10 protein-coding genes are annotated in these 12198 nt (G+C 65.8%); 5 read left to right on the top strand and 5 right to left on the bottom strand.

The features are described from left to right. Positions 1-23: 23 nt before the first annotated feature. Entirely contained in the window at positions 24-1208 is a 1185-nt protein-coding gene (gene cyoA, locus AC3WN8_RS28525; protein ID WP_492672909.1) for a ubiquinol oxidase subunit II, read from the bottom strand. Positions 1209-1365: 157 nt separating this feature from the next. Between cyoA and AC3WN8_RS28520 the strand changes: the two genes are divergently transcribed. After that, complete coding sequence (locus tag AC3WN8_RS28520; RefSeq protein ID WP_492672908.1) at positions 1366-2709, top strand: MFS transporter; 1344 nt, start codon at positions 1366-1368, stop codon at positions 2707-2709. Between the two features lie 125 nt (positions 2710-2834). Here AC3WN8_RS28520 and AC3WN8_RS28515 read toward each other — a convergent pair whose 3' ends face one another. Further along, the gene (locus tag AC3WN8_RS28515; protein ID WP_492672907.1) at positions 2835-4007 is read right to left on the bottom strand and encodes an acetyl-CoA C-acetyltransferase; all 1173 of its coding nucleotides are present in this window, start codon (positions 4005-4007) and stop codon (positions 2835-2837) included. Positions 4008-4176: 169 nt separating this feature from the next. Between AC3WN8_RS28515 and AC3WN8_RS28510 the strand changes: the two genes are divergently transcribed. After that, positions 4177-5082, top strand: coding sequence for an LLM class F420-dependent oxidoreductase (locus AC3WN8_RS28510; RefSeq protein ID WP_492672906.1), 906 nt, complete (start codon positions 4177-4179; stop codon positions 5080-5082). A 256-nt stretch (positions 5083-5338) separates the two neighbouring features. Here AC3WN8_RS28510 and npdG read toward each other — a convergent pair whose 3' ends face one another. From npdG to AC3WN8_RS28495, 3 genes are read right to left on the bottom strand one after another with little or no spacing between them, the layout of a single operon-like run. Further along, positions 5339-6010 carry an NADPH-dependent F420 reductase gene (gene npdG, locus AC3WN8_RS28505; protein ID WP_492672905.1) on the bottom strand — a complete coding sequence of 224 codons (672 nt, stop codon included), beginning with the start codon at positions 6008-6010 and terminating at the stop codon, positions 5339-5341. Then, positions 6000-8405 (bottom strand): 5-amino-6-(D-ribitylamino)uracil--L-tyrosine 4-hydroxyphenyl transferase CofH, encoded by a 2406-nt coding sequence (cofH, locus tag AC3WN8_RS28500; RefSeq protein WP_492672904.1) that lies wholly within the window; start codon positions 8403-8405, stop codon positions 6000-6002. Before cofH ends, npdG begins: the two co-directional genes overlap by 11 nt. Continuing rightward, on the bottom strand, positions 8402-9055 hold the full coding sequence (locus AC3WN8_RS28495; protein ID WP_492672903.1) for a TetR family transcriptional regulator: 654 nt from the start codon (positions 9053-9055) through the stop codon (positions 8402-8404). The genes cofH and AC3WN8_RS28495 overlap by 4 nt, the downstream gene beginning before the upstream one ends. Before the next feature lie 111 nt (positions 9056-9166). Between AC3WN8_RS28495 and AC3WN8_RS28490 the strand changes: the two genes are divergently transcribed. The 3 genes from AC3WN8_RS28490 to AC3WN8_RS28480 are packed head-to-tail and all read left to right on the top strand — an operon-like array spanning position 9167 to position 12189. Further along, positions 9167-10189 (top strand): phosphotransferase family protein, encoded by a 1023-nt coding sequence (locus AC3WN8_RS28490; protein WP_492672902.1) that lies wholly within the window; start codon positions 9167-9169, stop codon positions 10187-10189. A gap of 18 nt (positions 10190-10207) precedes the next feature. Beyond that, positions 10208-10942 carry an SDR family NAD(P)-dependent oxidoreductase gene (locus AC3WN8_RS28485; RefSeq protein WP_492672901.1) on the top strand — a complete coding sequence of 245 codons (735 nt, stop codon included), beginning with the start codon at positions 10208-10210 and terminating at the stop codon, positions 10940-10942. A 20-nt stretch (positions 10943-10962) separates the two neighbouring features. Beyond that, a complete protein-coding gene (locus AC3WN8_RS28480) occupies positions 10963-12189 on the top strand; it encodes an acyl-CoA dehydrogenase family protein (RefSeq protein ID WP_492672900.1) in 1227 nt (408 codons plus the stop codon). The last annotated feature ends 9 nt before the right edge of the window (positions 12190-12198 follow it).

Raw genomic sequence — 12198 nt, 5'->3', positions numbered from 1 at the left:
GGGTCATGGCGATCTCGATACAATCAGATCAGGGGGCGGCCGGGGATCGGCGTTTCGTTCCGGGCGGAACGCTCGGGCGAGACGGGCTTGTTCGGCCGCGAGAGGCCGGCGCCGACCAAGGGGGCAAGGTCGACGGGCCGGGCGATCGGCGCCTTGCTCGGCGCCATCGGCACGGCGCAGGCCGCGGCGACATAGCGAGGCTTGAGCGCCGGTCCGCTGCCGCGCGCCGCGAACTTGTCGTAGGCGAGGTCGCGGACATTGTAGATGCCGGCCATGCCCATCCCGCCCTTGGCGTCGATCGACATCATGTCGTGCATGCACATCTTGCCGGGCTCGACGCACAGATTGACGACCGCATCGAACAGCGCCGGATCGACCGAGGCGAAGCGGCGGACCGGCTCCTTCTCGCTCGGGCGTTCGAGCTTCAGATAGGCGGCTCGGTCGAGCGATTGGCCGGCATCTTTCGCGCTGTCTGCCCAGCGCTCGAACCCGTCGGCCGACAGGCTCTTCACCGCGAAGCGCATGTTGGAGAAGCCGGCGCCCGAATAATTGGCGGAAAAGCCCGCAAAGTCGCCTTGATGGTTGAACACGCCGTGCAGCCGCGTCTCCATGCCGGGCATCGCGTAGATCTGTCCCGCGAGCGCCGGAATGTAAAAGCTGTTCATCACCGACGAGGCGGAGATGCGGAACAGGATCGGGCGATCGACGGGTACGGCCAGCTCGTTGACGGTGGCGATGCCTTGTTCGGGATAAATGAACAGCCATTTCCAGTCGAGCGCGACGACATTGACCTCGAGCGGCTTCACATCGGCCGCAACCGGCGCTCCCGCCGCGGTGCGGGCAAGCGGGCGATAGGGGTCGAGCAGATGCGTCGCGACCCAGGTCAGCGCGCCCAGGCAGATGATGATCAGCAGCGGCGCCGCCCAGATCACCAGTTCCAGCTGCGTCGAATGGTCCCAGTCGGGCTTGTAGGTCGCGTCGCTGTTTGCCGCGCGATAGCGCCAGGCGAAGAAGAGTGTCAGCGCCATCACCGGCACGATGATCAGCAGCATCAGAACGGTGGAGATGACGATCAGATTGCCCTGCTGGCGCGCGACGTCGCCCGCCGGATCGAGCACCACCATATTGCAGCCGGCAAGCAGCGGCAGCGCGGCGAGAAGCGGGAGCAGGCGCAAGCCGGGTCTGAATCTGGCGAAGCGAATGGACATGAACCTGCGACTAGGCGCGTCATGCTGCACCGCACATAGGACATTTTGTCCAATCCCCCGATTGCCGTCATTGGCGCAGAGGGGTTTCATGGCGGGGCGATATGCCCCGGCGACGACTCATGCCGCGCCTGCGGCCGATGATGTGGACGACGACCCGATGGCTGCCGATACAGTTCCTGTCACCCAGGCCGAGCGCGATGCCCGCGCCCTCAATGCTGACGGTCACGGGGCCGACGCTCACCGGATCGCGCCGGGCGAGATCGCGATCGGCGTCATCATCGGCCGGACCTCGGAATTCTTCGACTTCTTCGTCTATGCGATCGCGTCGGTGCTGGTCTTCCCGAAGCTGGTCTTCCCCTACATGGATCCGCTTCAGGGCACTTTGTGGTCCTTCGCGATCTTCGCGCTGGCCTTCATGGCGCGCCCCGTCGGCACCGCGATCTTCACTGCGATCGACCGCGCTTATGGCCGGGGCGCGAAACTGACCATCGCATTGTTCCTGCTCGGCGGATCGACCGCGGCGATCGCGTTCCTGCCGGGTTACGAAAGCATCGGCATCGGCTCGGCCATGCTGCTGGCGCTGTTCCGCATGGGGCAGGGCGTCGCGCTCGGCGGATCATGGGACGGCCTCGCTTCGCTGCTCGCGCTCAACGCGCCGGAGGGTAAGCGCGGCTGGTATGCGATGGTGCCGCAGCTTGGCGCGCCGCTCGGCTTGATCGTCGCCAGCCTGCTTTTCATGTTCCTGATCTCGTCGCTGCCGGCCGAGGATTTTCTGGCTTGGGGCTGGCGCTATCCCTTTTTCGTCGCCTTCGCCATCAACGTGGTGGCGCTGTTCGCGCGGCTGCGCATCGTGGTGACGCCCGAATATGCGCGGCTGTTCGAGAATCGCGAATTGCAGCCGGCCCGGATCACCGAGACCGTGCGTTCCGAATGGCGCGTCATCGCGGCGGGCGCCTTCGCGCCGCTGGCGAGCTTCGCGATGTTCCACATGGTGACGGTGTTCCCACTCTCCTGGGTGTTCCTCTTCACCGAAGAGACGCCGGTGCGTTTCCTGATCATCGAAGCGGTGGCGGCGGCGCTCGGCATCGTCGCGATCATCGTCTCGGGCTATCTGGCCGACCGCTTCGGCCGCCGCGCAGTGCTCGGCGTGACTGCGGCCGCAATCGCAGCGTTCAGCGGCTTCGCGCCGCAGCTTCTCGACGCCGGAGAATTCGGCGAGGCCGCGTTCATGTTCCTTGGCTTCGTGCTGCTCGGCCTGTCGTTCGGCCAGTCCTCGGGCGCGCTGTCGTCCAGCTTCGGCCAGCAGCACCGCTATACCGGCTCGGCGCTGACCTCCGATCTCGCCTGGCTGTTCGGCGCAGGCTTCGCGCCTTTGGTCGCGCTCTGGCTGTCGAGTGCGTTCGGCCTGCTCGCGGCCGGCGCCTATCTGCTGTCGGGCGCGATCGGGACGTTGGTGGCTCTGTCGTTCAACCGCGAACTGGGCCGGAATATCGGCGGGTGAGTTCCGGACCTTTTTAACTGTCGCTCCAGCGAAAGCTGGAGCCCATACGATCTTCGAACCCGAACGCAGCCTTACGCATCGCATAGGCTCCAGCTTTCGCTGGAGCGACAGGGGATGAACTAAGTTTAAACCCGCTCGACGATCGTCACATTCGCCATTCCGCCCGCCTCGCACATCGTCTGCAGGCCATAGCGCCCGCCATGGGTGTGGAGTGCCGCGACCAGGGTCGCCATCAGCTTCGCGCCACTGCCGCCCAGTGGATGGCCGAGCGCGATCGCGCCGCCATGCATGTTCATCCGCGCCGGATCGGCGCCCAGCGCCTGCGCCCAGGCGAGCGGCACCGGCGCGAACGCCTCGTTGACTTCGTACAGGTCGATATCGCCGATCGACAGGCCTGACCGGGTCAGCGCGCGCTCGGTCGCGGGGATCGGCGCTTCGAGCATGATCACCGGATCATGGCCGAGCACGGTCATATGGTGGATCCGCGCCAGCGGTTCGGCGCCCAGCGCTTTCAGCCCGGCTTCGTTGGCGATCACCAGCGCGGCTGCGCCGTCGCAGATCTGGCTGGCATTGGCGGCACTGATCCGGCCGCCTTCCTGCAGGAGTTTGACCGAGGCGATCCCCTCCAGCGTGGCGTCTGCGCGAATGCCTTCGTCGCGATCGTGGCGGACGGTCTGGCCATCGGCCAGGGTGACGTCGAGCGGCACGATCTCGCGCGTGAAATGCCCGGCGTCGGTCGCCGCTGCCGCGCGGCGATGGCTTTCGAGCGCGTAGGCGTCGAGCGCATTGCGGTCGAAGCCGTATTTCTCGGCCATCATCTCGGCGCCCTTGAACTGGCTGAACGGCGCTTCGCCATAGCGCGCATCGATACCGGGGCTGCGATAGGTGCCGAAGCCGTGCTGCGCGGGCAATGTCCAGGGCAGGCCCATCGGCACGCGCGTCATGCTTTCGACACCGGCGGCGACGACCACGTCCATCAGCCCGGCCTGCACCGTCGCCGCGGCGAAATGGACCGCCTGTTGCGAGGATCCGCATTGGCGGTCGACGGTGGTGCCGGGAATCGATTCGGGCAGGCCCGCCGCGAGCACCGCGCCGCGCCCGATATTCGCGCCCTGTTGCCCGCCGGGACAGGCACAGCCCATGATGACGTCCTCGATCAGCGCGGGGTCGGCACCCGCGCGCTCGATCGCCGCGCGCACGATCGCACCTGCCAGATCGGCGGGATGCATGCCGGCGAGCCGCCCGTTGCGCTTGCCTCCCGCGCTGCGCGCGACCGATACGATATAGGCTTCACCCATCATGCGGCTCCTCGTCCGACGGCATCAATTTTGCCCTATAGGTCAAAATCTCATTGCCAAGCGATCGCGTCAAGCGCATTATCCAAATGAATTAGATTTCGTGCGAAGGGCCGAATGGCTTTTGCGCAAGAACGATGCGACCGACAAAACCAGGACTGTGGAGGATGTCATGATTTCGGATATGCTGTTCGGGACCAACCTGTATCGTTTTCCCGGCTTCGGCCCGGAACTCGAACCGCTGATCCGCTTCGTCAAACGATCGGAAGAGATCGGCTTCGATCGGATCCGCCTGCTCGACCATGTCGTCGGCATCATCGCCGAGCGCCACGGCGGCATCGCCCAGACGCCTTACACCGACAAGAGCACGATCCGGGAAGTCTTCACGCTGATGGCCTATCTGTCGGCGATCACCACGCGCATCCATTTCGTGACGGGCGTGCTCGGCCTGCCGCAGCGCCAGACGGTGCTGGTGGCGAAGCAGGCGGCGGAGGTCGACATCCTTTCGGGTGGCCGGCTGACCCTGGGCGTCGCTGTCGGTTACAACCCGCTCGAATTCGACGCGATGGGCTTTGATTTCCAAACGCGTGGCAAGCGGTTCGAGGAGCAGATCGACGTGCTGCGCCGGCTGTGGACCGACAATGACGTCAGCTATGACGGACAATGGCACAAATTCGCGGATGTCAGCCTGGCGCCGCGCCCGATCCAGCGGCCGATCCCGCTCTTCTTCGGCATGGGCCGCACGATCGCGCCGATCCCGCCCGATGTCGTGCTGCGCCGCGTCGGCCGGCTCGCCGATGGCTGGCTGCCGATCTTCAAGCCCGATGCCGAAGGGCAGGCGGCGGTCGACACGGTCAATGCGGCGGCGGTTGAGGCCGGGCGCAATCCGGACGATATCGTGATGGAGATGACGCTCAACGTCACCGGGCTCGACAAGCAGCAGGTCCTCGACGAAATCCGCATCCGCCGCGACTTCGGCGTCCGCTCGATCAATTTCAGCCTGCCGGGCGGGAGTGCGGTGGAGCATCTCGAAGCGCTCGAGCGGCTGGGCGAGATGCTTTACGCTGGCGGGGATTGAGCTTCCCGCTGAATACCAAATCCGTTCGTGTCGAGCGAAGTCGAGACACGTAGCGCTGGCCCCAACGTCCCTCGACTTCGCTCGGGACGAACGGTGAAGGCGCAGGATTTCGCGATCTTCACCACGTCATTCCCGCACAGGCGGGAATCTCGCTTCTTCTTTCCGATGCTTCACAGAAAAGCGGGATTCCCGCTTTCGCGGGAATGACAAATGGGGGTCGGAACCTGATCCCGAACGAACCAGGCCCCAGCCTAAATCACTCCCGCGGAATGCCCGTGATCCGGATGCCCGCGCCCGGCACCTTGTAGCGCTGGTTCAGCGCGATCAGCACTGAGGTCAGCCCTTCGCTCACCACCGAATTGGCGAGCACGCCGCCATTCCAAGCACCGAGCCCGATCGCCTGCGCCAAGCCGACAACCAAGTCGGTCGCCTCGCGGTCGTCGCCGCAGACGATCACGTCGCAGTCGATCTCGGCATCGAGCTTCTTCAGATGATGCGCCGATATGTTCTGGAAGGCGGAGATCACTTTCACATCCTCGCCCAGCAATGTCTGGATCGCCTCGACCGCCGAGCCGCCATTGGGCAGCTGCACGCGGTTCACCTTGGGCGGCACCAGCGGCACCGTCACGTCGATCAGGATCTTGCCGGTCAGGTGCGCGCGCACCTCTTCGACAGTGGCGCGCTGGCCCGCATAAGGCACGGCGAGCACGACGATCCGGGCGGCGGCTGCCGCTTCGGGATTGCCGGAGCCACGCACCGTGTCCCGGCCCAGCGTCTCGTTCATTTCGGCCGCGGCCTCGACCGCCTTTTCGGGCGAGCGGCTGCCGATCACCACCGGATAGCCGGCATGTGCCCAGCGCAGCGCCAGGCCACTGCCTTCCTTGCCCGTTCCGCCGAGCACGGCGATGGTGGGGCGTTCATCCTGCATCGATCAGTTCCTCTCTTCTTTGACGCTTGGCCGGCGGGGTCTGCACCACCGGTGCGAGTTCGGGGGCGCCCAATCCGCGCTTATGCTGCGCGTCGTCGATCGGGCCGTAGAGTGTCGTGCGCTGGCGCGGCGTGCGGCCGGCCGAACGGATCAGCATCTCCATCGCCTCGGGGGGCATTTCCTGCCCCTGCTTGGTGCCCGCGGCACGCGAGATGCTTTCGTTCATCAATGTGCCGCCGAGATCGTTGACGCCGCCGTCGAGCACCATGCGCACGCCCTCCGGCCCGAGCTTCACCCAGCTTGCCTGGATATTGGCGATCTGCCCGTGGAGCACGAGCCGCGCGACCGCGTGCATCAACCGCACCTCGCGGAAAGTCGGGCCGGCGCGCGTGCCGCCCTTCAGCGCCAGTGGCGCTTCCATATGGACGAAGGGCAGGGGGACGAATTCGGTGAAGCCGCCGGTCCGCGCCTGGAGGTCGCGGATGGCCAGCAGGTGCCGCGCCCAGTGACGCGGCGTGTCGACATGGCCGAACATGATCGTGGCGGTGGTGCGGAAACCGACGCGGTGTGCGGCCTCGACGACGTGCAGCCACTGGGCGGTATCGAGCTTGTCGGGGCAGAGGATCCTGCGAACCTCGTCATCGAGGATCTCGGCAGCGGTGCCGGGCAGCGTATCGAGCCCCATGGCCTTGAGGCGCCGGAGGAAATCCTCCGCCGACAGGCCGAGCGTCGCGGCGCCCTGCGCCACTTCGAGCGGTGAGAAGGCATGGATATGCAACTTCGGCGTTGCCGATTTGAGCGCCCGGCACAGCGCGAGATAGGTCTCGCCGGTATAATGGGGATGGATGCCGCCCTGCAGGCACAGCTCGGTCGCGCCGCGCGCTTCCGCTTCCAGCGCGCGGCGGATCACTTCGCCATGATCGAGATCATAGGGGCGTCCGCGCAGCGCCTCGTGCGTGCTGCCTTTCGAAAAGGCGCAGAAGCCGCAGCGATAATTGCAGATATTGGTGTAGTTGATGTTGCGGTTGACGACATAGGTGACGGTGTCGCCGCAGGTTGCACGCCGCAGCCGGTCGGCGGCGGCGCAGACATGCTCGACATCGGCGTCGCGCGCTTCGAACAGGGCGACGATCGCATCCTCATCCAGCCGCTCGCCCGTCGCTGCACGCTCGATCGCGCGCGCGATGGCGGCACCTGCCGTCAATTCCGGCAACGCCGGTGCGATCCGCGGAACGACGGTGGTGCCGGGCGCCCAGTCGTCGTCGCGGGCGAAGCCGGTGGCGTCGCTCGCGCGGCGGACCATCGGCGCAAGCGCGGGGTCCTGCCAGCGATCATTATCCAGCGCATAGGCGGGGTAGACCGGCAGCCGCCGGACAAGAATGCGCCCCTGCTCCGCCGTGCCCCGGTGCAGCCGTTCGACTTCGGGCCAGGGTGCCTCGGGATTCACATGATCGGGCGTGACGGGGGAGATGCCGCCCCAATCGTTGATGCCCGCCGCCATCAGCATCGGAAAACTCTCGGCGCTGAGATTGGGCGGCGCCTGAAGATTCATCGCCGGGCCGAAGATCAGCCGCGCCGCCGCGATCGTCCAGAGCAGCGCGTCGAGATCGGGCTCGGGCGCATCCGCCATCGGCGTGCGATCCTTGGCGCGGAAATTCTGGACGATGATTTCCTGGATATGGCCATGGTCGCGGTGAAGCGCGGCGAGCGCGAACAGCGCATCGAGCCGCTCGCCGCGCGTCTCGCCGATGCCGATCAATATGCCGCTGGTGAAGGGAATGGCGAGTTCACCCGCCAGCCGGATCGTCTCCAGCCGCGCCGCCGGCGCCTTGTCGGGCGATCGGTAATGCGGGCCGCCGGGTGCGCATAGCCGCTCGGCGGTCGATTCGAGCATCAGCCCCTGGCTCACCGAAACGCGGCGGAGCATCGCCATCTCGTCGCGGTTCATCGTGCCGGCATTGACGTGCGGCAGCAGCCCGATCTCCGCGATCACAGCCTCGCACATCTCGGCGAGGTAGGAGAGGGTGGTCGCGTGGCCCAGCCGGTCGAGTTCCTCGCGTGCCAGCCGGTGGCGCAGCTCGGGCTTCTCGCCCAATGTGAACAGTGCCTCGGTGCATCCGGCCTGCTGGCCGGCGCGTGCGATCGCGATCACCTCGTCGCGCGTCAGATAGGCCCGGGCGCCGCGTTCGGGCGGTCGCGAGAAGGTGCAATAATGGCAAAGATCGCGGCAGAGCTGGGTCAGCGGGATGAAGACCTTGGGGGACCAGCTCTGCAACCGGCCATGGCCGGCATCGCGCAGGCTGCGCGCCTCGGCCATCAATGTGGCGAGATCGGTGTCGAGCAGATGGGCACGCAGCGATGCGTCTGCAGTCGAAGCGGCAATGCTGTCGATCATCCTCGCCCTCTCACGGTACCGCGCGCCTCTTCATCGCCGGGCGCTTCGATCAGCGCGGTCAGAGTGCTCGCAAAATGCCGCAATGTCTGCTCCGACTGCCAGATCGGGTGCGCGCGGCTCGTGTCGGTCAGTGCCGCTTCGCGCAGCGAGAGGATGCTGCTGAGATAGGCGCCCATGAAGACGAAGCGCTGATTCTTCATCGCGGACGGCATGTCGGCGGGCATCAGCCGGCGCAGATGGTCGAGACAGCGCAGATAGCCCGAGTTCCAGCGCCCTTCGAGCGCGCTCAGGAACAGTTCGCGGTGAGTCATGCCCAGCATGGTGACGAAGCGGATATAGCTGTCCTCGCCCACCGCCGATTCGTCCATCGCGGTCGCGGTGTAGACGAGGATGTCGACGACCTCGCTGATCGTCGCCGGGCCGCCATCCGCCTCGCGCGCGTCGAGCGCGGCGTTGCGCCGTTCGTCGATCAGGATCGCGCCGTCGCGGATGATCTCGCGGACCAGAGTTTCCTTCGATCCGAAATGATAGCTGACTGCGCCGTGATTCCGCTGGCCCGCGGCTTCCGCGATATCGCGCACCGTCACGCCGTCGACGCCGCGTTCGGCGAACAGCCGGCGCGCGACGCGCTTCATATGTTCGGCTGCCATGCCAGGCTGTTTCGGAGACAATCTAACCATGAGTGCAGAATTTCATTGCCAAGCCTCCACGTCAAGCGCATTATCCAAATGAATTAGAACAGGCGAGAGGATGAGGAAAGGGTGGATCAGATCGACGTTTCCGCGCTGACCGACTGGATGGACGCCGAGCGACTCGACGCCGGTGCCATCGAGAATGTCGAGGCGCTGACCGGCGGTACGCAGAACATCCTGATCCGATTCAAACGCGCCGGCCGGCCCTATGTGCTGCGCCGTCCGCCGCAGCATCTGCGCGGCAATTCCAACGAGACGATGCGGCGCGAAGCACGCCTGCTGGCCGCGATCGCCGATACGGCAGTGCCGCATCCGCGCCTGATCGCGGCATGCGGCGACGAAAGCGTGCTCGGCGCGGCATTCTACCTGATGGAGCCGATCGCCGGCTTCAATCCGGTGGCGGGGCTGCCGGCGCTCCATGCCGGATCGGCGGAGATCCAGCACCGCATGGGCATCGCTTTGGTCGAGGGCATCGCGGCATTGGGCGCGCTCGATCATGTCGCGCTCGGCCTCTCCGATTTCGGCAAGCCCGAATATTATCTCGCGCGACAAGTGGCGCGCTGGAAAGCGCAGCTCGAAAGCTATGGCGAATTCGCGGGGTGGGCGGGTGCGGCAAGCCTGCCCGGAGTCGACCGCGTCGGTGCCTGGCTCGATGCGCACCGGCCGCAGCATTTCACGCCGGGCATCATGCATGGCGACTATCATCTCGCAAATGTGATGTACCAGAATGACTCGGGCGAGCTCGCCGCGATCGTCGATTGGGAATTGGCGACGATCGGCGATCCGCTGATCGACCTGGGCTGGCTGCTCGCGACCTGGCTCGATCCGGTGGAGACGGTGCCGATGGTCAGCGTCAAACCCTGGATCGGTTTCCCGACCGCGCAGGAACTGGTCGATACCTATGCCGCCAATTCATCGCGCGATCTGTCGGCGATCGACTGGTACGCGGTGCTCGCCTGTTACAAGCTCGGCATCCTCCTCGAAGGCACCCATGCGCGCGCCGCCGCCGGCAAGGCGCCGAAGGAGACCGGCGACAAGCTTCACGATCGCGCCGTCCGCCTGTTCGAACGCGCACTGCGCCGCATCGCATGACAAAAGGGCAATGACAGAATGAACGAGCTCGATTTCACCGGAAAATCGGTCCTGGTCGTCGGCGGTTCGAGCGGGATCGGTAACGGCATCGCCCAGGCGTTCCGTACACGCGGGGCCGATGTCCATGTCTGGGGCACGCGGGCGAGCGCGGCCGACTATTCCGCCGACGAGGGATCGGACCTGACGGGCCTCGGTTACGATAGCGTCGACGTTTCGGATCCCGACGCGATCGCGGCAGCACCAGCGCCGTTCGACGGGCTCGACATCCTCGTCCTCTCGCAGGGCGCGGTGCTCTATCGCCGCCAGGAATTCGAGCGCGCCGGCTGGGACAAGGTGATGGCGATCAACCTCGACAGCGTCATGCATTGTTCGGAGCGCTTCAAGCCGATGCTCGCGGCCAGCCAGGGCAGCATCGTCGTGGTCAATTCGGTCGCCGGCTTCCGCGCGACGCTCGGCAATCCCGCCTATGCCGCGTCGAAGGCGGGGGCGGTCAACCTCACCCGCACGCTCGCGCAGGCCTGGGCGCCCGAGGGCATCCGCGTCAACGGTCTCGCGCCGTCGCTCGTCGAAACCAAGCTGACCAAGGTGACGATGGATCATCCAGACCGCCGCGAAAAGGCGCTCGCCAAGATGCCGCTCGGCCGGTTCGGCACGACCGAGGACATGGCGGGCGTCGCCCTGTTCCTGGCCTCGCCGCTCGCCGCCTATGTCACCGGCCAGACGATCCTCGTCGATGGCGGCCTCACGCTTTAGCGCCCAATCGGAGACCGCAGATGAATTTCGAATATTCGGACAAGGTGAAGGCGCTGCTCGCCCAGGTCGAGAGCTTCATGGACGAACATGTCTATCCGATCGAGGCGGAGCGCAGCGCGTTCATCCACGACCAGAATAATCTCTGGAAGGTCTGGCCGGGCACCGATGCGATCAAGGCCAAGGCGCGCGAGGCGGGGCTGTGGAACCTGTTCCTGCCGCACGAATATGGCGCATGGAGCCCCGGCCTCACCAATCTCGAATATGCGCCGCTGGCCGAGGCGATGGGCCGGGTGAGCTGGGCGTCGGAATTCTTCAACTGCAACGCGCCCGACACCGGCAATATGGAAGTGCTGGCGAAATACGGCACGCCCGAACAGCAGGAACGTTGGTTGAAGCCGTTGCTCGCCGGCGAGATCCGCTCCGCCTATGTCATGACCGAGCCGCAGGTGGCGTCGTCCGATGCGACCAATATCGAGACCACGATCCGCGCCGATGGCGACGATTATGTGATCAACGGCCGCAAATGGTGGATTTCGGGCGCGCTCGATCCGCGCTGCGGGATCCTGATCCTGCTCGGCAAGACCTCGGACGACGCGCCACGCCACCAGCGTTTCTCGCAGATCCTGATCCCGCGCGACACGCCGGGCATCGAAGTGGTGCGCCCCTTGAGCGTGTTCGGCACCGTTCATTCGCCGGGCGGCCATGCCGAACTGCGCTTCAACGACGTCCGCGTGCCCAGGGAGAATCTGTTGCTCGGCGAAGGCCGCGGTTTCGAGATCGCGCAGGGCCGGCTTGGGCCCGGCCGCATCCATCATTGCATGCGCTCGATCGGACAGGCGCAGCGCATGCTCGAATATATGGCGCATCGTGTCGAAAGCCGCGTCGCATTCGGCCGCAAGCTCTCCGAACAGAGCAGCATCCGCCAGGATATCGCGCGTTCCTTCTGCGAGATCGAACAGGCGCGGCTGCTGACGTTGAAGGCTGCAGACGCGATGGACCGCTATGGCAACAAGGTCGCCAAGGATCTGATCGCCGCGATCAAGATCGTCGCGCCGACCATGGCGCAGACCGTGGGTGATCGCGCGCTCCAGGCGCATGGCGCGATGGGGGTCAGCGGCGACACGCCGATCGCCCAGCTCTTCCTGGTCAATCGTTTCGTGCGCCTGACCGACGGACCCGAGGAAGTGCACATGGCGCAGCTCGGCAAGATGAAGGTCGCCGAATATTCGAGCCGGCCGTTGCGCTGAGCGGGCGGG

This window comes from Sphingobium sp. FW305-3-2-15-F-TSA7 (assembly GCF_058787155.1).
The sequence above is the reverse complement of the archived record's forward strand: the minus strand, read 5'-3'. Positions and strand labels throughout refer to the sequence as shown.